This is a genomic window from Acetobacterium malicum subsp. dehalogenans DSM 11527 (assembly GCF_000472665.1).
In the GTDB taxonomy this organism is placed as follows: domain Bacteria; phylum Bacillota; class Clostridia; order Eubacteriales; family Eubacteriaceae; genus Acetobacterium; species Acetobacterium malicum.
In genome coordinates this window covers 16264-38719 of the sequence record NZ_AXAC01000003.1, presented here as the reverse complement: position 1 = coordinate 38719, position 22456 = coordinate 16264, and the positions used below count along the sequence as shown (strand labels likewise).

The window sequence follows — 22456 nt, the reverse complement described above, 5'->3', positions numbered from 1 at the left end:
TTGTTTATCTCCTTCGTCGGAAAGATAGGCTTGCGCTTATCTTTCGATTTTTTCCATGGTAAATGCTTCGATGTTATCGCCAACTTTTAAATCATTGTATTTTTCGATCCCGATTCCACATTCATAGCCGGTGTTTACTTCTTTGACGTCATCTTTAAAACGACGTAAAGAGGCGATTTTACCTTCCAAAATTACGATGCCATCGCGAATAATACGAACATCATCATTTCGGTTGATTTTTCCTTCGGTAATATAGCAGCCTGCGATAGTACCAATACTGGGAATTTTAAATACTTCACGTATTTCTGCATTACCCATGACTTTTTCCCGGAACTCTGGTGCCAGCATTCCTTCCATGGCTTTTTTAATATCTTCAACCGCATCGTAAATAACCCGATAGAGTCGAATATCCACTTCTTCGGTTTCAGCCAGCTTGACAGCATTTTTGTCCGGTCTGACATTAAAACCAATCACAATGGCATTTGAGGTGGCAGCCAGCATTACATCCGTTTCATTGATGGCGCCAACTGCACCGTGAATAATATTAATCCGTACTGCTTCATTATCCAGTTTTTCAAGGGATTGCTTAATTGCCTCAATAGAACCCTGAACATCAGCCTTTATGATAATGTTGACATCCTGAATGTTACCATCCTGAATCTGACTAAATAGATCATCGAGGGAAATGTTGGACCGCCGTTGACGTTCGCCTTTTTGCATTTCTTTTCGTTTTTCAGCCAACTGACGAGCTTCTTTTTCATTTTCAAGCACGATGAAATCGTCCCCTGCCGCGGGAATATCAGAGAGACCTGAAATTTCTACCGGGGTCGATGGGCCAGCCTTCTTCAGTCGCTTGCCTTTATCGTCAATCATTGTCCGGATCTTACCGTAGGTCGTTCCTGAAATAATAGAATCCCCAACATGCAAGGTACCCTGCTGAACCAATAAGGTTGCAACCGATCCTTTACCACGTTTAATTTGCGATTCAATGACACTTCCTCGGGCTTCACGGCTTGGATCTGCAGTCAATTCTTCCATTTCAGACATCATGATGATCATTTCCAGCAGCGATTCGATCCCCTCACCGGTTTTTGCTGAGACGTTAACAGCAATCGTTTCGCCGCCCCATTCTTCAACAACCAGGTTATATTTAGTCAATTCCTGTTTAACCCGTTCCGGATCTGCTCCTGGCTTATCAATTTTATTGATGGCAACCAGAATTGGAACACCGGCCGCTTTGGCATGATTAATGGCTTCGACGGTTTGTGGCATAACACCATCATCCGCGGCCACAACCAGGACCGCAATATCGGTGATTTGAGCACCCCGGGAACGCATCGCTGTAAACGCCTCATGGCCTGGAGTATCGATCACTGTAATCGCATGGTTTTTGATATTAACGGTATAGGCACCAATATGTTGGGTGATACCACCAGCTTCGCCGGCAATAACATTTGCTTTACGAATTCGATCCAGAAGTGACGTTTTACCATGATCGACATGTCCCATAACCGTAACAACCGGAGGGCGGGGAATTTCGTTTTCGCTTTCTTCTTCATCATATTCTTCGAGAATTTTTGAAACAACATCTTCAATTTTAATCGCTTCGACTTCAAAACCTAACTCAGCTGCAACGATGGCTGCCGTTTCGAAATCGATCTCCTGGTTAATACTCACCATAGTACCTGAAAGCATCAGGGTTTTAATAACTTCGGTGGCACTTATTTCAAGAATGTCAGCTAACTCGCCAACGGTTAAAAACTCGGGAATTTCAAATATCTGGTTTAATTGAACAGATTTCTTTTTTTCATCTTTTATTCGTTTATAAACACTTCGTGCTGTTTTTTCTTTTTTACTATGATCTCTAACCTTTGGTTGCTGACCCTGATTGCTGGAAACGGGTCGTTTTTTATCATCTGCTTTTTTCGGCACATTGCCCCCTGTATTTTGTTGATTTTTTTGTGGTGGTCTGGTTGTTTTTTTTGTATCTGAACTCACTTTCGGGGCAACATTATTAGAACTGATTTTGACACTTTCCTTGACCGGTTCTTTTTTCTTTTCTGCTACCAGCTCTGCTTGATACTTATCTTTATCGAATTTTTCTTCAAACTCCGCAATTTGTTGATCAGTCAGGGCGCTCATATGGTTTTTTACAGGAATATTGTACTTATTTAGAATGGCTACGAATTCTTTACTGGGAATATTATATTTTTTAGCTAAATCGTAAACTCTTAATTTTGACATATTATTCCTCCCTTCAATATTTATTATTTCATTTGTTTTTTCTCTGACAGTTGCTGACGAACAATTTCGACAACATCACTTTCTACTTTTCTTTTAAATGCCCGTTCCAGGTAATTTTTACTCAGGAATTGATCCACACAGGCATCAGACGTGCATACATAGGCACCGCGTCCATTTGCTTTTCCAGTGGGATCAAAAAAAATTTCACCAGATTTATCTGATACAATCCTAAATAAGTCGCGCTTATCAAATTTCGAATGGCATATAACACAGGTTCTCTGTGGAATTTTTTTCATTGTACCTCCCTGACATTGTTTTATCTAAGTATTATAGCATAAAAAGCTATATTATTGATTAAACCTTTAATTTTCAAGATCTGAAATGTCTTCAAATACCGAATCATCATCAGGTATTGACGCATCCAGAATTTCCAATGCTTCCGCTGATTCCAGTTCTTCTTTTAGTTCCAGTAAAATATCGTCGGTAAAAACACTTGTGCTTTCATCGGTGATTCGATGCTGATTTACATAATCAATTTTACTCTTAATATCAATCTTCCAACCGGTTAATTTTGCCGCCAATCGGACATTCTGACCTTCTTTTCCAATAGCCAGAGATAACTGGTAATCATCGACAATGGCAATCGCAGTTTTATCATCTTTATTTGGGATAATTTCAACCACCTTCGCCGGACTCAAAGCATTGGATAAGTATTCTTCAATATTATCACTCCACTTAATCACATCGATTTTTTCGCCTTGCAGTTCATTGATGATGTTTTGCACCCGAACGCCTTTTTGGCCGACACAAGCACCTACTGGATCAATGCTTGGATCATTGGCTTTTACAGCTACCTTGGTCCGCGAACCGGCTTCTCTGGAAATGGAGACGATGTCTACTATCCCGTCAAAGATTTCAGGCACTTCAGACTCGAATAAGCGTTTTACCAGCCCTGGATGTGTTCGCGATACATTAACCTGTGGTCCTTTGGTTGTTTTTTTAACCATCAACAGATAAACTTTTAATCGCTGATTCAATGTATAAGACTCACCTGTTGTTTGTTCCGAAGGCAACATTACCGCCTCAAGTTTTCCAACCTCAACATAGACAACACCTTTTTCAATCCGCTTGATAATACCCGTTAATACTTCATCCTGGCGCTTGAGGTAATCATCGTAGATGATATTGCGTTCCGCTTCTTTAATCCGCTGGATGATCAGTTGTTTGGCATTTTGTGCCGCAATTCGTCCGAAATCTCTGGGGCGGACTTCTTTTCTGAAGAAATCGCCAACAGCATAGTTGCTATCGACTTCCCGGGCTTTTTCCAGCGAAATCTGACTGTGATCATTTTCGGGAACTTCGACAATTTCTTTTAATGCAAATACTTGAATATCGCCATTTTCCCGATCAATGTTAATCTCAACATTATGAGAGTTGCCATAATTCTTTTTATATGCTGTAGTAATGGCCGCTTCAATTGCTTGAATCAATTCTTCTTTATCAATTGATTTTTCTTCTTGAATTACATCCAGAGCGCGTATAAACTCCTGATTCATATTCGTTTTCTCCGCCTTCCGTTTTATTCAGCTGATGGAAGAGGTTTGAAATTCAACTCATCCAACCGATTTGCTTTTGCGATTTTACTATTTTCCAGTGTCAGCATTTCACCTGTTTCTAACTCAAGGGTTAATTCTGCTGCGGTATATGATTTTAATACCCCTTCAATATCCTTTTTCCCATCTAACGGTGCGAAAAGATGAACAGCAATTTTCTTATCAATATTTGAGAGAAAATGCTTTTCTTTTTTTAGTGGCCGATCCATACCAGGTGAAGAGACTTCTAAAAAATAGCTCTGTTCGATGGGATCCTTTTCGTCAAGCAATTCGCTGATCTGTCGGCTGACGATTTCACAATCGTCCAATGAAATCCCACTTTCCGAATCGATAAACAGGGTCAGGCACCAATCTTTGCCCTGTTTTTCAAAGGTCAAATCGGTTAATTCATAGCCAAGTGATTCCACCACTGGCGCAGTTAATTCTTCTAAAAAGAATTCTTTCGATACTTTTTTCATACTTTTTCCTTTTTTAATTCATTATTTATCTAAAATCGCGGGGACTTTTTCACAGCAGTTATCATCTTGATACCTACTCGAAAAATAGTTAAGAGTGGGTCTCCCCACTCTTAATGAAATACTATATAATTGAATGAACAATTAAAGAAATCATATCCCGAAAAAACAATTAAACTTCTAAAATTTCAGCTTCTTTTTCTTTTAGAATCGTTTCAATGTTTTTAATCTCTTCGTCCGTAACTTTCTGAATTTCTTTTTCACCTTGTTTCAAATCATCTTCGGTGATCAGTCCTTCTTTTTGACCGTCTTTCAGTTCCTGAATGGCATGTCGACGAATATTACGCATTGCGACCTTACACTCTTCGCCATATTTCTTAACGAGTTTAACCAGTTCTTTTCGTCGTTCCTCGGTTAATTGAGGGATTAATAAACGAATGATTTTTCCGTCGTTAGAAGGATTAAAACCCAGGTCTGATTTCAAAATACCTTTTTCAATGGCGGGGATAGCCGTAGCATCATAAGGTTGCACGACAATCATTCTTGCTTCAGGAGTGCTGATGTTTGCCAACTGATTCAAGCTTGTCGGTGACCCGTAATAATCAACCATTACCTTATCGAGAATGCGTGGATTAGCTCTTCCTGCCCGTAAGCTGCCCAAACTCTCATTTAGATTTCTGAGTGCTTTTTCCATTTTTTCATTAGCTGTCGCTTTAATCTCATTTACCATCTTCTATACCTCCTGAATAATTGTTCCGATTTTTTCGCCCATGATCGCACGTAAAATATTCTCCGGTTCATTTAAGCCAAACACTAGAATTGGAATGTGATTATCCATACATAGCGACGTTGCCGTTGAATCCATGACCTTTAGGCCTTGATTCAATACATCGATGTATGATAATTCGGAATAGCGTATTGCATCTGGGTTAACCAGCGGATCTGAATCATATACCGCATCAATACTTTTTGCTAAAAGAATAATTTCAGCATCAATTTCAGCAGCTCGCAGTGCTGCCGTTGTATCGGTTGTGAAAAAGGGATTTCCGGTACCACAGGCAAAAATGACAACTCTTCTTTTTTCGAGATGGCGAATTGCTTTTCTGCGGATATAAGGCTCGGCAATTTGTTTCATTTCGATTGCTGTTTGAACCCGCACTGGTACATCCATTTCTTCCAGAACATCCTGTAAACCAAGAGCGTTAATGCAGGTAGCGAGCATTCCCATATAGTCGGCTGTGGATTTATCCATTCCTTCGCCACTTCGTCCCCGCCAAAAATTACCGCCACCCACAACAATGGCAATTTCAACACCCAATTCAAAAACTTCTTTGATCTGGCTGCAGATTGATTGCACCGTTGGGGTATCGATGCCATGACCGGCACTGCCGGATAATGCTTCACCGCTTAATTTTATGATGACACGTTTATATTTCGGTTCCAAAAAGATTCCCCCTTTCATTTTCTATATTATATCGTAAGCAGAAACAATTTACAATCTTATCAACGGTAAAAAAAGAACACGAATGTGTTCTTTTTCAGCGTTTATGCGTTTAATTGCTTCGCTACTTCTTCGGCAAAGTTTTCTTCTTTTTTCTCTAATCCTTCGCCCATTTGGAATCGTGCAAATCGTCTGATTTTGACATTTTCGCCAATGGTCATGATTTGTTCTTTGACCAGATCCTCAATTGTCAGATCTGGATTTTTTACAAAAGGCTGTTCCAGTAAACAGATTTCTTTATAGAACTTACTAACCCGGCCTTCAACCATTTTATCGATGATTTTTTCAGGTTTGCCTTCATTAATTGCTTGAGCCCGAAGAATTTCTTTTTCTTTTTCAATTTCGTCCATCGGCACTTCTTCTTTAGTCACATATAAAGGGTTTGCTGCTGCAATATGCATAGCTACGTCTTTAACAAAGTTTTTAAATCCTTCATTTTTTGCTACGAAATCAGTTTCGCAGTTGACTTCGACAAGAACACCAATTTTTCCACCCATGTGAATATATGATTCAACGATGCCTTCAGCAGCAACACGACCAGCTTTTTTGTTGGTTGCAGCCAATCCTTTTTCTCTTAAAAAGATCATTGCATCTTCGATATTTCCATCTGTTTCGACTAAGGCTTTTTTGCAGTCCATCATACCGGCACCACTTTTAGCTCTTAATTCTTTTACTAATTTTGCGTCCACTTTTCTCCTCCTGATAGTAATTATAAATTATTCTGCTTCAGTAACTTCTGCAGTTTCTTCAACAACTTCAACTTCGACAATAACTTCTTCGACGGCTGGTGCTACTACAGGAGCTACTTCAATTTCTTCTTCAACTTGCTCGCCCTGACGTCCTTCAATGATAGCATCTGAAATAACAGAAAGGATTAAAGCAACAGCACGAATCGCATCATCATTACCAGGAATGATATAGTCAATTTCGTCTGGGTCACAGTTAGTATCAACAATACCGATAATTGGAATACCCAGTTTTTTAGCTTCGGCAATGGCAATTCGTTCTTTTTTAGTATCAATAACAAAAATTGCGCCGGGAACACCCTTCATATCTTTGATGCCGCCCAGGAATTTTTGTAGTTTTTCTCGTTGACGTTTCAGTTTAATAACTTCTTTTTTAGGCAGAAGCGCAAAGGTTCCGTCTTCTTCCATTTGTTCCAGTTCATTTAATCGGTCAATTCGTTTGCTAATGGTCCCGAAGTTTGTTAAGGTTCCACCTAACCAACGATGATTGACGCAGTAGCTACCACTACGTTTTGCTTCTCTCTCGATGCTTGTTTGAGCTTGTTTTTTTGTCCCGACAAAAAGAATTTCTTCGCCGTTTTCTGCCAGTTCTTTGACAAAACTATAAGCTTTTTCAATTCTCTTCACAGTTTGTTGTAAATCAATGATGTAAATACCATTTCTTTCTGTGAAAATATATGGAGCCATTTTCGGATTCCATCGTCGAGTCTGGTGCCCAAAATGCACCCCTGCTTCTAATAATTGTTTCATTGAAACACATGCCATAATTCGTTCCTCCTTGGTTTTTCCTCCACTCTCATCAATCAAGAACATCGACCTGAAAACAGGCACCTGATGCCTCTCAGAGAATGTGTGTAATACATACCTTCATATACTAGCATAGTCACTTCATTTGTACAAGCATTTTTTTAATTACAGCAAATATTTTTGATAATTATCCCGTTTATCAGATATATTGAAGACTCGCTCGACATAATTCATATCAATTGTAAAATCATCCTGTTCATAATCCGAAGCATAAAAGGATATTTCTTCCAGTAGTTTTTCCATCACCGTGTGCAGCCGCCGAGCGCCGATATTTTCATCTTCTTCATTCTGGAGATAGGCAATTTTAGCAATGTACTTAACAGCGTCCTCCGCAAAAATGAGATTGACATCCTCAGTTCGAATCAGCTCCTGGTATTGTTTGATCACCGAATTTTCCGTATGGGTCAAAATCTGAATAAAGTCTTCCTCCGTTAAACTATCCAAATGAACACTGATCGGAAAACGTCCCTGCAGCTCAGGAATCATGTCTGATATTTTCGAAACATGGAAGGCTCCGGCACCTATAAATAAAATAAAATCCGTTTTGATCGGGCCATATTTTGTATTAACGGTACTACCCTCGACGATTGGTAAGATATCCCGCTGGACACCTTCCCGTGAAACATCCGGGCCGTGATTGTTACCATTTCCAATAATTTTGTCGATTTCATCAATAAAGATAATGCCGTTTTGCTCGGCATCTTTGACGCCCTGCTCGTTTACCTGATCCTGATCAATCAGTTTTTGGGCTTCCTGATTGATCAGGATTTTCCTGGCCTCGGAAATTTTAACACTCTTCTTTTTTTTCTTTTGTGGCAGAAAATCGCCCAGGATGTCATTCATATTAAAGGACATGCTGTCATTGTTCATGCCTTGCATAACGCCAATGGTCTTCGAGCCATCATCATCGACTTCAATTTCGATAATCGTGTCTTCCAGCAGACCAGCTTCCAGTTCCTTTGATAAAGCTTCCCTTTTTTCTTTTTTTGATTTTTCCTTTTCAGCATCCCCTTCCAATTCATATTGGGTTGGAGTTGTCGGCGGAGTCGGTTTCATAAAGATATCAAAGGGCGTTTTTAGGGTTTCTTTCACTTTTTTTGAGGGCACCAAGGTGTCCAGAATGATTTTATTGGCATTCTTTTCGGCTTCGGCATAAACCTCTTTCATTTTTTCCTGCTGGACATTACGAATCGATGTGTTGACCAGATCACGAACCATCGATTCCACATCTCTGCCAACATAACCGACTTCGGTAAATTTTGTCGCTTCTACTTTTATAAATGGTGCTTTTACCAGTTTTGCTATTCTTCTGGCAATTTCTGTTTTACCCACCCCGGTTGGTCCGATTAAAATGATGTTCTTAGGTGTAAACTCATCAATTAAATCAGCCGGCAACAGTGATCGGCGATAGCGGTTTCTAATGGCGACGGCAACGGCTTTCTTAGCCGACTCCTGACCAATAATATAACGGTTTAATTCAGTAACGATTTTTTTGGGTGTTAATTCTTTCATAACCATACTTCCGTTTCTATAATACTTCTACAGAAATATTATTGTTTGTAAACACGCATATTTCTGAGGCAATTTTCAACGATTCATAGACCATTTCTTCAGCACTGAGGGTTGAGTGACTTTTTAGCGCTCTGGCTGCCGCCAAGGCATAGGATCCACCGGAACCGATGGCGGCCACATCGTCATCGGGTTCGATGACTTCACCATTTCCCGATAAAACCAGGGTTTCCGATTCATCCATAACTATCAGCAGTGCTTCAAGCTTTCTGAGGATTTTGTCTGAACGCCATTCTTTGGCCAGTTCCACTGCCGAACGTTTTAAATTGCCATTGTACTGTTCGACCTTGTGTTCGAACTTTTCGCAGAGGGTAAAGGCATCGGCAACCGAACCCGCAAAACCCACTAAAATTTTATCATGATAGATTCTTCTGATTTTTGTGGCCTTATTTTTCATGATCGTCTTTTCGCCCATGGTTACCTGCCCATCTCCGGCAATGGCGACCTGACCGTTATGGCGTATTCCTACAATGGTTGTTGCATGAAACATATTTTTTCTCGCTTTCTTATCAAAATGTACTGTGATTTATTCTGCCGTTGGGGCTTTATAACCACAATCTTTTTTATCGCAATAGATTGATTTTCGTTTGCCTAGACCTTTTTGAAAGAGTGTTGAACCACAGACCGGGCATTGGTCAGGGATTGGCAAATCCCAGTTCATATAGTCACAGGCCGGGTAATTACTGCACGAATAAAAGGTCCGACCCGTTTTGGAGGTTCGTTTGACGATGTCTCCGCCGCAAACGGAGCAGATTCCCCCGGTTTTTTCAAAAAAAGGCTTCGTGTTTTTGCATTCCGGAAAGCCTGGACAGGCCAGGAAACGACCGAACTTCCCTTTTTTTATGACCATCCGCCGGCCACACAATTCACAATCCACATCAGATTCAGGATCGGCAATTGTCACTGATTCCGCCTTTTCTTGGGCATTGGTCAGTTCCTTTTCAAAGCCCTTATAAAAATTCTTCAGCAGTTCAATCCAATCTGTTTCGCCCTCTGAAACTGAATCCAAACGATCTTCCATTTCGGCAGTGAACGAAATATTAACCACATCGCTAAAGTACTCCTTCATCAAATGGGTAACCGTGACGCCGAGCTCGGTGGGTTTAAAATGTTTATCCTCCACTTCAACATAGTCGCGATTCTTGATAGTCGCGATGGTTGGCGCATAGGTACTGGGTCGGCCAATACCTTTTTCTTCCAGGATTTTAACCAGTGATGCTTCAGTATAACGAGCCGGGGGCTTGGTAAATTTTTGTTCTTTCGTCGTTTTAAGCCGGACCAGGTCGTCTCCAATGGCTAATTCAGGCAGGATACTATCATCATTTTTTCCGGCACTTTTACCTACCCGGGTAAATCCATCAAATTTTTGGGTTTCACCCTTGGTTTTAAAAATCAGATTACTGCAGGCGATATCAACATCGGTAACGTAATACTGGGCGTCAGCCATCTGACTGCAGAGCAGTCTTTCCCAAATGAGTTTATACAAGCGATACTGATCCGGTTCCAACGAATTTCGGGCTTCATCTGGAGTCAGCATAACCGACGAAGGACGAATGGCTTCATGGGCATCCTGAACATTTTTCTTTTTGCCGACTTTTTTTTCGGTGCCCAGATAATCTTCACCAAAATGCTGCTTGATATATTCTTTACTCTCTTGTACTGCTTCGTCGGCAATCCGGGTTGAATCGGTTCTCAAATAAGTAATTAAGCCAGTCAAGCCAACACCTTTAATATCCACCCCTTCATATAGTTGCTGGGCCAGACGCATGGTCCGTTGAGTCGTGAAGCCAAGTGATTTATAGGCTTCCTGTTGGAGAGTACTGGTCGTAAATGGCAAGGGCGGTTTCTGATATCGCGTTCGCTTTTTGACATTTTCGACCACAATCGTATTTGCTTCCACTACTTTTTCCAACCGGACGGCCTCTTCAGCATTGGTGATGGTTTTTTTCTTGCCATCCTCAGAATAGAACTTTGATACAAATGATTTATCATCATCATGTTTTTTTAAGAGCAGTTCCAAATTCCAATATTCTTCTGGAATAAATGCAGCAATCTCCTCTTCCCGATCGACAATAATGCGTGTCACAACCGATTGGACCCGGCCGCCACTGAGACCCTTCTTGACTTTCTTCCACAAAAAAGGACTCAGCGAATACCCAACCAGTCGATCCAGAATACGTCGCGCCTGCTGTGAATTGACTAAGTCAATATCAATCATTCTTTTGTTTTCTATGGCGGCATTTACCGCTTTTTTTGTAATTTCATGAAATTCAATCCGGCATTTTGTCGCTAAATCAATCTCCAGAAAATTTGCCATATGCCAGGATATGGCTTCCCCTTCGCGGTCAGGGTCAGTGGCGAGATAAACTTGATCGGCTTTTTTGGCGGCATTTTTCAATTTTTTAAGCAACTCAGCCTTACCACGAATTTTAATATAATCCGGTTTAAAATCTTCTTCTATATTAATACCAATCCGACTTTTGGGCAGATCAATCACATGTCCCATAGTTGCTTCAACTTCATAGCCTTTTGGTAAATACTTTTTTATTGTTTTTGCTTTTGCCGGTGATTCAACGATAACCAAGGTTTTACTCATTGAATACCTCCTTCTTTCTTAATAGTAATGACGTTTTCTCTCTTAAAATAGCCACATTATAGCAAACATTTCCACAAAATACAAACTTATGCCGTCGAATATAACCCATTGTCCTTAAATTAAAACAATGTTTCCGTATTTAATCATAATAATTTCTTCTATTTCCAACATCGTCAGCAAACTGTTAATCCGACTGATCGGTAAACCTGAACAGGCAACCAGCTCATCGATGGAACGATAACCTTTCTTGATCAGATCAAACAGCAGCTGTTCTTCAACCGTTGCCATCTTTATGATGGATTGCTTATTACTTGCGTCGCCGCTTTTCGCGGTCTGATCAAAAATGACATAATCCTCTAAAATATCTCTGGGATCCGTAACAAGTTTGGCACCCTCCTTGAGCAGCTGGTTTCCACCGGCCCAGTTAGAACTGCTGATATCGCCAGGAATCACGTAAATATTCTTACCTTGTTCTAAGGCATGATTGACAGTAATTAGTGAGCCGCTTTTTTTCCGGGCTTCGATAACCAGAACACCCTGGGAAAGTCCGCTAATAATTCGATTTCGCTGAGGAAAGTGGTAGGGCAGCGGCTTCTCACCCAAATTGAATTCGGTAATAATTAGAGCCTTTTCTGACATCAAATCAAACAGTTTTTTATTAACCCGGGGATAGCAAATATCAATCCCAGTACCTAAAACACCGATGGTGCTGCCCAGTTCATTCACACTGGCCCAATGACTTTTACCATCAATGCCATCAGCCAAACCACTGACGATTGTAACCCCGATGGATGAAAGTGACTGAGAAAATAGTCTGGCATGTTTTTCTCCTGCTACAGTGGGATTACGGGAACCAATAATCCCGATGGCGAGCGGAGCATGCAGTAGTGATAAATTGCCTTTTGCATACAAGCCCAGCGGTGGCGTGTAAAGATTAGTAAGCGATTCCGGAAATTCAGGATCACAGCGAGGGATCAGCCGGATATTATTTTTCTCCATATAAGACAAATCATGTTTGGCCTGGTCGATTGATTTGGTCTGGCAAATATAATCCGCTGCATTTTGATCGAATATTTTTGTTTTTACAAGATCTTCAGAACTTAGTGAAAAAATCACTTCAGGGGATACAAATTGTTCAAGTAATATGTTTTTATGCTTGATTGATATTTTTTCAAGACGCATAAACCATATCCAATAAATTAAATCTTTCACCGCTTTGTTTTCCCTTCTTATCCATATTCTTTATAATATCACAATCATATTGGCAATTAAAAGCCTTTCACTATAAAAAAAGACCCGACCGAGAATGAAATCTCAGCACCGGGTCGGGAAGTTTAATTATTCTGACTATTCAATGACTTTTAAATTCGTATCAATGTTCTGGGTAACATCCTGGCCAAACCACTTCATTGACAATTCTGTTAATTTTCCATTTTCGCGCAAAGCGTCCAAGGCTGTATTTAATTGTTCGTTGAAGGCCGTATCAGCTTTTCGAACGGTGATACCGATTGGTTCGTTTGATAATACGTCTGAAGAAACAGCATAGACGTCTGGTTTTAAAGTTGTATAAAACTGAGCAACACTGATGTCGGTCATGATATTATCGATCTGTTTTCCTTCCAGAGCAGCAAAGGCGTCCAACATCGCATCATATTTATTCACGGTGTACTCTACATTTTCCTGAGTTTTCAAAGCTTCTGCCGCATAATCTGCGGTGGTTTCAATTTGTACACCAACCGTTTTTCCAGCCAGATCCTTTGGTGTTTTAGCTGGAGTTGCATCTTTACGAGACACGATTACGATCCCATTGGCAAGATATGGATCCGTCATATTAAATCCAGTTAACCGTTCTTCAGTAATGCTTGTTCCAGATAAGACAATGTCATACTGGTTGGCATTAAGCCCATTAAAGATACCGTCCCAAGCAGTCGGTACCCATTTGATTTCGACACCGAGTTCATCTGCCAGAGCCTGCCCCAGATCAATATCAAAACCGACAAGCTCATTGTTTTCATCCCGGAATTCCAGCGGCAGATACATATCATTAGTTCCGGCGGTTAAGACACCATCAGCCAGAGGATCTTCGCTGTTTGCAGTTTTACTGCCGCACCCTGTTAAAAACAAGGCCATTCCCAATACAATTGTAATCAGTAGATAACTTTTTCTTTTCATTTCTTCCTCCTGTAATATAAACTTTGTCTTTCATTATATTTTGCAATGCATAAAAATTCAAGTTTTATTTGCCTGAATAGAATAAACAGCTGGAATTCCATTTATCAGCGGATTCCAACTGTTTATTAGTTTTCGTGATATTTTCTTTTTATCATTCGCGGTTTCCCGGTATCAACAGAACGGATGCCGAAGCATGACGGACAATATTATGGCTGACACTACCTAAAAAAATCTCTTTGATAAAACCGCGCCCCTGGGTTCCCATCACAATCAAAGGAATTTTTTCTTTATCAACGAGTTTAATGATCTCTGCGGTTGGGGCTCCGTAACGTATCTGGATTTCAACTTCGACCTCATTTAGTGATATCAATTCGTCCTTAAGTTTTTGAAGCCGGCCATTGTCAACTTCATTAAACTCTACCAATCGATGCAAGAGGTAGGGATTAATTTTGGATTCATCCTGAATATGAAAAATCGTCACCTTCTTCACGCCATTTTTCACCATCTCCTTAACTTTTTCAAATGCGATATCAGCATTCTCAGAAAAATCTGTAGGAAACAATATATGCCGCATCAAATCCTTTGTATCATCGATCGATTGATCCTGATTCGTATCTTTGATTAGTAAAATTGGCTTTGTGGAACCATATAAAATATCATAAGCAATCCCGCCTAAGAACAAAGACCCGACAATCGAATGGTTTTCAGCACCGACAACAATTAATGAGTATTGATCCTCCTGGGCAATCCGATTAATTTCATTTTTGATATTACCAGAAATGATTTGCGTTTTGACTTTAAACCCCTGCTCAGCCAACATCGCGGACTGATTTTTTAAATTCTCATTAAATACAGACGTTAAATAAGACGAAACTCCGGCATCAATATCCTGGGGATTAAAACATTGGATAAGCAAACATTCCTCGGCACCCAGAGACCTCAGACTCTTGACGCATTTCACCATCTCAGAAGATGCATTTGAAACCTCAGAAACAACAATTATTTTATCAAACATCTCAATCCTCCATGAGTATAGAATAATCTGCCACATAAATGGCTTTGTTTTATTTATAACCTTTTTGAAGTTGATTAAACGCTGTTATCGCAATCTGTTTAAACTAGAGTTATGTATTCTACTTCGACTTCCACCTTTGTTAAGCGCTAAGTCAAATTAATCAAAGCTTATTAAATTAAAAAATAAAAAAACCTGACGAAATCATCAGGCGTTTATTTTAACTGGTAAATAATCTTATCTTTCGGTGCCAATAAAGAACAATGCCACTGTTCCCGGGCCACAATGAGCACCTATGACTGGTTCAATCAGATGAACGAGAATATCCGTAGTACCGAATTTCTGTTTTATTTTATCAGCCAGATAAAGAGCATCTTCCAAACAATCACCATGAGAAATGTAAATGGTCTGGTTTTTGGGATCAACGGCTGTTTGTTCCATTTGTTCCAAAAGAACACGGAGCGAATTTTTTCGCCCCCGTACCTTAGATACCGGAATCAGACGACCGGAATCATCCATATGCATGACCGGCTTAATGCTAAATACCGTCCCCATGATCGCACTTGACGCTGAGACTCTGCCCCCGCGCATCAAAAAAAATAAATCGTCAACCGTAAACCAGTGACAAAGATGCAATCGATTCTTGATCAACCAATCATAAACTGATTCAATGGACCGCCCCTCTTCTCGAAGTTTAGCCGCGTGGGTTACCAGAAGACCTTCACCAAGTGATGCCCCCAGGGTATCTACCGACATAATTTTAGCATTAGGATACTCAGCTTTCATTTCCTCCAGCACCTGAATACCGGTTTGATAAGTTGCACTGAGCGCAGATGAAAAGCCAATATAGAGAAGGTCTTTCCCCTGACTGAGAATACTCTCAAACAAATCACGACAGGTTCCTGAACTCATACAAGAGGTGGTGATAGCTTCTTTATTTCGCATCCGTTTATAAAAATCAGTTAAATCCGTTTGCTGTCCCTTGATATAACTCTCATATTCTTCTTCACCGATGCGATATAAAAGTGATAATATGTGCAGGTTATATTGATTAATTAATTCATCTGGCAAATTAGCAGAAGAGTCCGTTACAATTTCATAGCTCATTACTTCCACTCCTTTTTTTAGCGTTGATACCATACTAATACAGAATCATTGACAAATCAAGCAGAAGCAGTATTTATATTCTTAAATTGGCTAATTTTATTTGGGATCGCGGCACATTCGCCGAATTCCCATTTTTGGTTTTATCACTCCTGATTATGCTCACTTAAGAACATTTTCATCTTTAAATCCGCCAGCCTGTCTTCCTCTGTTTTGATCAGATTCAATGAACTATTCATATTTTCGGCGAGCTGAACCATTCTTTCCTGATGATTCTTAATGAACTCCTGGGCATTTGTCTCATAATCAGTTAGTAGCGCCTGAATCCTTTCATTACATCTTGCATTGATGGTTTTTAATTGCTCGTTTAAGATCGATACCTCACCCGTTAGTTTATGGTTCTCATCGTTGAGGCGATTTTTTTCTGCCAATAGCGCACTTCTTTCTTTAAGGATATCGTCGTATTGACTTTTTAAGATGTCGTTCGCTTCTGGCTTTTTTTCAACAAAAGTGTTCCCTGAATCATACCCGGTTATATTTTCTTTGGCATAGGTTTCAAGTTCACTGTTCAATTCTCGCACCATTGACTTAAGCAGATCCAGTTGAGCTTTCATTTCCTTGCTTTCCTGTTCAAAGCCCAGATATTCCTCGAGTTTTTTTTGTGATTCAACACTATCTTCTCTGGGATCCGTATGGACAGATTCGGAATGCAGTGGATTTTGATTGATGCTCAGTTCCTTGATTAATTGACTCAGCTCTTCATTTTCATTTTTCAGTTCGTCAATTTGATTTGACATTTCAATTTTTGAACTTTTACACAAATTATACATTTCCCCATATTGATCCCGCTCCTGTTTTAACATTGTTATCATGGCTGCATATTCTTCAAGCCGGTTATTAAAGGATTCCTCGGCACTGCGTAAATTCTCAGTTAAATTGTCGATATAATCCGTTACTTGTTTTTTATTGTATCCGCCCATTTCTTTTCCAAAAGATAGTTTTGTTTTTGACTTGACAGACTTATCCCTGAGTTCATCTAAGGTTAACTGTTCAGATTTTTTTGCCATAATTACTCATACCTTTCTAATTGTTCTGCCTGACAACAAGACGTTGATTGATTTCCAAATGATATTGTCGACCGGAACCGGACTTTAGCTCCAATACCCAGTATGCTCTTTTGATATGTGGACTAACTTTTCCTGGTCCCATTTCATGTTCTATGTACAATATATCCCCGTCTTTTGATAAAAATATCGCATCGATAAAAAATTTCATCCCAAAGGTATGGACCTGGTTACATTTTTTCAGCAGCAGCCCCTGATTCTCAGCCAATCCAGCGGTTCTCAATAAACCAACCAGTCGGGTTCCAAAACGATCAGCTACTTTTACCTCACTGAATAATACGATGTCATTTTTTAGGATGATACAATTCTTCATTTATTATACCCCTTAACCAAACTGTTTAACAAGCTGTAAAATCGTCGGTCCCAAAAGAACGATAAATAACACCGGGAGTACGAAAAAAACCAGCGGAATCATCATTTTTACCGGTGCTTTCATTGCTTTTTCTTCGGCCCGTTGCCTTCTTTTTATCCGCAATTCTTCCGACTGCGCTTTGAGCACATGATTGATGGGGATCCCCAATTGTTCAGCCTGAATAATTGAGCCAACGAAGGTTTTTAATTCTTCGACCGAATTACGATCAGCCAAACTCTTTAGCGCATCTTTTCTTGGTTTTCCAAAGTTGATTTCCGAATGGACAATATTCAGCTCCGCCACCAATACCCCACTTAAGCGCTCGCCGATTTTAATTAGGGCTGAATCAAAACCCAACCCCGCTTCCATGGTAACACATAAAATATCCATAATATCCGGCAATTCATTTGAAATGGCACCCTGGCGCTTATTAATCTTAAGTTTTAAAAAGATTACCGGGAAAACAACCCCCAATAACATACTAACAAACATGAATAATAATTCATTTAAAATGTTCCAGCGTGTAAATAAAGTCATCACGAACGCCCCCATGAAAAAGCCACCAAAAACTACAATCCGAATGGCATTATATTCATTGACAGCAAGCTGCAACCCGGCAAGCCTCAGATTGGTTTCGGTTTTTTTATTTTGCACGCCACTATTCTTGGGGAACAGGGAGGAAATTTTCTTGATTAATGATTGATAGATCGGTAGAATAACCCTTTGAAAAAACGGTTTTTCAAACTCATCTCCCAGATCGCTTTTATTTCTTTTTTTAATCGAATCAAGTCTTTTCTTTTTAGTATCAGCGACTCTTGCCTTATTATAAAAAATAATTAGGAGCAGGACAAAAAGCAGAGCTGAAACACTTATTGCTAAAAACATCATTGAACTCCACCTCGTTTCAAACTGAATAAAATAGTCACCACAATTAGAATTTTATATTGACAATTCTTCGAATCACCAGGTATCCAATCACTTCCATAACAATGGCAATGACAATCATCGCAATGCCTAGATTAGATTCAAAGAAAATCGTCACATAATCGGGATTAAAAAGCATAAATACCAGAATTATTGCCACGGGCATTAAACCAACCACAAGTCCTGAGGTTCTGGCAGTGGCGGTCAGTACTTTTATTTCGTTTTTTATTTTAAAGCGTTCCTTGATGGTTCCTGAAATATTTGTCAAAATTTCGGAGAGATTGCCCCCGGTTTGACGCTGAATCAGAATCGCTGAAACAATCATCATAAAGTTTTGGCTACCTATTTTTTCTGACAATCGGGTTAAGGAGGTCTCAATCGAGCTTCCTAATTTTAATTCTTTGACAACCCGTCCAAATTCTTCTGAAATCGGATTTGGCATTTCCGCTGAAATACTGACCAACGCCTGTTGAAAGGTGAGTCCCGCCTTTAAACAGCTGCTCATAATGCTGATGGCGTCAATCAGCTGTTGTTCAAACAATTCAACCCGTTTCGCTCTTTTTTTATTCACATATAATGGCGGGGTTAATAATCCAAAAATCAATAAGATAATTGAAAAGATAATATTGCTACCCAGCATAAACAACAGGGTTGAGGGAACAATGGCCAAGACAAACCAGAAAAGCAGAAATTCTGATGGCCTGATCAGAATTCCGGACATCGACAAGTCATTCTCCAGTTTTTTTAGAACCTTATGCTTGGATTTGTCGCGATTGCTTTTGACCTTTTTCAATGTTGCCAAATCCGAACTTCTCAGATTTGTCATTGCGTCAAATCGTTTTTGCATTTGCCGCTGATCGGCAGAAATAGCATACAGCAACAGCAACACCAAAAAGAAAACCGAGATCATCATTAGCAAGGTGACCATTATCGCGTTCATTGTATTACCCCATTTACGTTATTTATTCAATAAACCAATCATCGTTGATCATAATCCCATTGTGGGCAATTTTTTCTAAACACCGGGGTTTTATGCCCATACTTTTAAACCGCCCCTTGAATTTTCCATCGGTATCCAATTGTCCCGTCATTTCATAGCTGAAAATATCCTGCATAACGATAACATCTCCCTCCAGTCCAGTGACCTCGGTAATATTAACCACCTTTCTGGTTCCATCCCGGAGCCGGGATTGCTGGATGATGATGTCAATAGCAGAAGTCGTCTGATCCCGGATTGCCCGCAAGGGTAAATCCATGCCTGACATTAAAACCATGGTCTCAATCCGCGACAGCGAATCTCGTGGGGTATTCGCATGAATCGTGGTCAGGGAACCATCATGGCCGGTATTCATAGCCTGAAGCATATCGATGGTTTCAGCCGATCGGACTTCGCCGACAATGATTCGGTCCGGCCGCATTCGGAGTGCATTGACAACCAGTTCCCGAATCGATACCTTACCTCTTCCTTCCAGGTTGGATGGACGACTTTCCAAAGTAATGACATGATCCTGCAGTAACCGCAGTTCGGCCGAGTCTTCAATGGTGATGATCCGCTCGTTATCAGGAATAAAACTGGAAAGAACGTTGAGCATGGTCGTTTTGCCACTACCGGTCCCCCCCGAAACAATGATATTCAGTTTACCTTTGACGCAGGCTTCCAAAAAAGACAACATTTTTTTGGAGATGGAACCATAACCCAGTAACTGATCTGTCGTAATCGGTTTTTTTGAGAATTTTCGAATTGTAATGACTGGTCCTACCAGGGAAAGTGGCGGTATCACAACATTCACCCGGGATCCGTCCTGGAGACGGGCATCCACCATCGGACTTGATTCATCAATATGCCGCCCTACCGACGAGACGATCCGATCGATAACATTCATTACGTGCTGGTTATCTTTAAAAACAACCGGTGATAATTGAATCTTGCCATTTTTTTCAATATACACCCGATTATATCCATTTACCATGATTTCGGAAATATCCGGATCATTCAAAAGAACTTCAAGTGGTCCATAACCGATAATCTCATTGAGTAATTCTTCCGTAATACGACTGCGGTCCAACCGGTTGATATTTTCGGCTTCAACAGTCATGACATTTTCTAATATTCTTAATATTTCAATGGTATTTTCTTTGCCGACCTTTTCAACCTTGTTACTGTTAATTTCATTAATAACTTCCTGATGGACTCTGTTCTTCAGATCCTGGTGGATGTCAACATGAAAAACTTCTTTTTTCCCTTCCTCCTGGGCACTGTCTTTTTGTCCCAGCCGCTGTTGTTCCATTCTTTCCAGAAGTCCCATTTTTATACCTCACCTATTGATTCTATTCAACTGACCCGATGGTCGATTGTATTCACTACATAATTGGCAAGCTTTTTTAGATCCTTACCGATTTCCGATTTTGGCGCGTCCAACACAATGGGAATACCCTTATTGTGAGCGGTTGTCGCCGTCTTAAAGTCAAAAGTAATCGTGTTTTTAACTGCTTCATTTAAAACCCGTTGCATGTCTTTTAGACTGACAAGTCCCTTTGTTAAACGGTTAATGACTAATTCAGTTTTCTCTTTCTGCTGCAGGGACTCGAGAATATTAAGGGTTATTTTTGTATTACGCAAAGTTGAAATATCTTGAACTGAAATTAACAGGACCAGGTTAGAATTTTCGATAGCCGCCATGGTAATATCATTAAATACTGGAGCCGTATCGATTATTATATAATCATAAAAAGGTCGCATGGTAGTGATCATCGTTTCGATGTTTTTGGGCGAAACATATTCGGCATATTCCGGACTTTTGGGAGCACAAACAATACTGACTCCCGAAAAGTGCAAAGCCATCATTCTTTTGATGGCATCAATGTCGCCAGCGTCATTACCCTGGGATAGTTCAGAGATGGTATCCTTGGGATCAATGTCGAAATAGACATTGACATCTCCAAACTGAAGATCAGCATCGATAACAGCCACTTTTTTTCCCATTTTTGCCAGTGACACGGCTAAATTTACCGTGATGGTCGTCTTCCCAATCCCGCCTTTTGCGCCAAATACCGTGACGATTCGGGATTGCATATTATTTGATCCGGCCATATCAGAATTTTCCATCCGGGATTTTTCCATATAATGGGCTAATTCGATATTTTCTGTCAATGTTTCCGCATCAATCGGGAACTGCAAAACTTTTCGCACCCCGGCCAACATAACTTTTTCAATCATGCTTACATCAAAACTGTCACATAAAAGGATCACTGCGCAACCAGGTATCTTAATATAGATCTTTTCAGCCAAATCGATAGCGGCTATGTACTCATCCTCGCATTGGATAATCATCACATGGGGTTTTAAACTGATCGACTTATCCAAAACATTTTCATCATGTTTTGAAAATCCGATAAATGCAACCTTGTCATTCCGCAGTAAGCTCTTAATTTCATAGATCCGATTGTCATTGTTTCCGACGATCATTACTTTTATCTTTTCCATCGGTTCACCCCATTTCGTTTTTTATCGATTGCAGAACTTTATTGTTTATCAGAAAGCCTAAGTCGGATTGGGTGTCGTAGCTAAAATGGCGTGATCCACAGGTGAACGGAGTACCAGGCGATATTTCATCTCCATGCCAGTCAAAACTGCCGCATGTACTTTTTCAACCTGTGAAGCAGGAACTAATAGTGTCACCGAGGTATATTCTCCACCTTTGTCTCCACTACTTTTGGGCCCAATTTCTAAAATTTCAATGTCTTCAACGACATACCGAGAACTGATCACGCCATTATCCAATACTTGCGCGACAAGATCGACCCGGTCACCCTTTGTTAAAAACCCTCCCACACCTCTGTCTTCATCAACAAGGATGGTTACCCCCCGATAATTCGGTTCAATGGCATAAGATAAATTATTGTTTTCCTGATTGGTATCACTTAATCGACTTGTCAGAATCTGTTCATCGGCTTCAATGTTTTCTTTCGTAATCCGGCCTAGAACATCATCCTGATTGGCAATTGACAACGGGTGTACCATTTCAATAGGAATATCTGCCATTTTAAGCATTTCTTTTTCAATAACCGTACCCTTGGGAATTGCCTGGGCCGCTAATACAACCGGTTGTGTTTCTAGATTTTTACCTTTTTCCAATGATGATGCAAACTGAAAGATGGCAAATCCGGTAATCAATGATACAATCAATGCGATTATTATGAGTTTTTTCATAAATTTCTCCATTCGACTGATTAATGG

22 protein-coding genes are annotated in these 22456 nt (G+C 40.1%); all 22 read right to left on the bottom strand.

Annotated features, from left to right (window positions below):
- Positions 1-36 precede the first annotated feature (36 nt).
- A complete protein-coding gene (infB, locus tag A3KS_RS0100220) occupies positions 37-2244 on the bottom strand; it encodes a translation initiation factor IF-2 (RefSeq protein ID WP_026393163.1) in 2208 nt (735 codons plus the stop codon).
- Positions 2245-2267: 23 nt separating this feature from the next.
- The gene (gene rnpM / locus A3KS_RS0100215) at positions 2268-2540 is read right to left on the bottom strand and encodes an RNase P modulator RnpM (RefSeq protein ID WP_026393162.1); all 273 of its coding nucleotides are present in this window, start codon (positions 2538-2540) and stop codon (positions 2268-2270) included.
- A gap of 66 nt (positions 2541-2606) precedes the next feature.
- Entirely contained in the window at positions 2607-3800 is a 1194-nt protein-coding gene (gene nusA / locus A3KS_RS19565; protein WP_035354733.1) for a transcription termination factor NusA, read from the bottom strand.
- Between the two features lie 23 nt (positions 3801-3823).
- Positions 3824-4315 carry a ribosome maturation factor RimP gene (locus A3KS_RS0100205; protein ID WP_026393161.1) on the bottom strand — a complete coding sequence of 164 codons (492 nt, stop codon included), beginning with the start codon at positions 4313-4315 and terminating at the stop codon, positions 3824-3826.
- A gap of 169 nt (positions 4316-4484) precedes the next feature.
- Positions 4485-5042, bottom strand: a complete 558-nt coding sequence (frr, locus tag A3KS_RS0100200; RefSeq protein ID WP_026393160.1) for a ribosome recycling factor — start codon at positions 5040-5042, stop codon at positions 4485-4487.
- Positions 5043-5045: 3 nt separating this feature from the next.
- Positions 5046-5774 (bottom strand): UMP kinase, encoded by a 729-nt coding sequence (gene pyrH / locus A3KS_RS0100195; protein ID WP_035354731.1) that lies wholly within the window; start codon positions 5772-5774, stop codon positions 5046-5048.
- A gap of 83 nt (positions 5775-5857) precedes the next feature.
- The gene (tsf, locus tag A3KS_RS0100190) at positions 5858-6502 is read right to left on the bottom strand and encodes a translation elongation factor Ts (RefSeq protein ID WP_026393158.1); all 645 of its coding nucleotides are present in this window, start codon (positions 6500-6502) and stop codon (positions 5858-5860) included.
- 27 nt (positions 6503-6529) lie between these two features.
- Positions 6530-7324 (bottom strand): 30S ribosomal protein S2, encoded by a 795-nt coding sequence (rpsB, locus tag A3KS_RS0100185; protein WP_026393157.1) that lies wholly within the window; start codon positions 7322-7324, stop codon positions 6530-6532.
- Positions 7325-7471: 147 nt separating this feature from the next.
- Positions 7472-8878, bottom strand: a complete 1407-nt coding sequence (gene hslU / locus A3KS_RS0100180; RefSeq protein WP_035354728.1) for an ATP-dependent protease ATPase subunit HslU — start codon at positions 8876-8878, stop codon at positions 7472-7474.
- A 16-nt stretch (positions 8879-8894) separates the two neighbouring features.
- Entirely contained in the window at positions 8895-9425 is a 531-nt protein-coding gene (gene hslV, locus A3KS_RS0100175; protein ID WP_026393155.1) for an ATP-dependent protease subunit HslV, read from the bottom strand.
- Between the two features lie 36 nt (positions 9426-9461).
- Positions 9462-11531 carry a type I DNA topoisomerase gene (gene topA / locus A3KS_RS0100170; protein WP_026393154.1) on the bottom strand — a complete coding sequence of 690 codons (2070 nt, stop codon included), beginning with the start codon at positions 11529-11531 and terminating at the stop codon, positions 9462-9464.
- Positions 11532-11645: 114 nt separating this feature from the next.
- A complete protein-coding gene (gene dprA, locus A3KS_RS0100165; RefSeq protein ID WP_026393153.1) occupies positions 11646-12743 on the bottom strand; it encodes a DNA-processing protein DprA in 1098 nt (365 codons plus the stop codon).
- 135 nt (positions 12744-12878) lie between these two features.
- Positions 12879-13703, bottom strand: coding sequence for a substrate-binding periplasmic protein (locus A3KS_RS0100160; protein ID WP_026393152.1), 825 nt, complete (start codon positions 13701-13703; stop codon positions 12879-12881).
- A gap of 151 nt (positions 13704-13854) precedes the next feature.
- Positions 13855-14718 (bottom strand): universal stress protein, encoded by an 864-nt coding sequence (locus tag A3KS_RS0100155; protein ID WP_026393151.1) that lies wholly within the window; start codon positions 14716-14718, stop codon positions 13855-13857.
- A gap of 234 nt (positions 14719-14952) precedes the next feature.
- Positions 14953-15822, bottom strand: coding sequence for a DegV family protein (locus A3KS_RS0100150; protein WP_026393150.1), 870 nt, complete (start codon positions 15820-15822; stop codon positions 14953-14955).
- Positions 15823-15965: 143 nt separating this feature from the next.
- Positions 15966-16886: a coiled-coil domain-containing protein gene (locus A3KS_RS0100145; protein WP_026393149.1), complete on the bottom strand. Its 921-nt coding sequence runs from the start codon at positions 16884-16886 to the stop codon at positions 15966-15968.
- Positions 16887-16902: 16 nt separating this feature from the next.
- The gene (locus tag A3KS_RS19560) at positions 16903-17256 is read right to left on the bottom strand and encodes a DUF192 domain-containing protein (protein WP_051355554.1); all 354 of its coding nucleotides are present in this window, start codon (positions 17254-17256) and stop codon (positions 16903-16905) included.
- 12 nt (positions 17257-17268) lie between these two features.
- Positions 17269-18183: a type II secretion system F family protein gene (locus A3KS_RS19555; protein ID WP_051355553.1), complete on the bottom strand. Its 915-nt coding sequence runs from the start codon at positions 18181-18183 to the stop codon at positions 17269-17271.
- Between the two features lie 43 nt (positions 18184-18226).
- On the bottom strand, positions 18227-19159 hold the full coding sequence (locus tag A3KS_RS19550) for a type II secretion system F family protein (protein WP_051355552.1): 933 nt from the start codon (positions 19157-19159) through the stop codon (positions 18227-18229).
- A gap of 22 nt (positions 19160-19181) precedes the next feature.
- Positions 19182-20525: a TadA family conjugal transfer-associated ATPase gene (locus tag A3KS_RS0100125; protein ID WP_026393148.1), complete on the bottom strand. Its 1344-nt coding sequence runs from the start codon at positions 20523-20525 to the stop codon at positions 19182-19184.
- A 26-nt stretch (positions 20526-20551) separates the two neighbouring features.
- A complete protein-coding gene (locus A3KS_RS24105) occupies positions 20552-21703 on the bottom strand; it encodes a CpaE/TadZ family protein (protein ID WP_026393147.1) in 1152 nt (383 codons plus the stop codon).
- Positions 21704-21760: 57 nt separating this feature from the next.
- The gene (gene cpaB, locus A3KS_RS0100115) at positions 21761-22429 is read right to left on the bottom strand and encodes a Flp pilus assembly protein CpaB (protein WP_026393146.1); all 669 of its coding nucleotides are present in this window, start codon (positions 22427-22429) and stop codon (positions 21761-21763) included.
- Between the last annotated feature and the right edge of the window lie 27 nt (positions 22430-22456).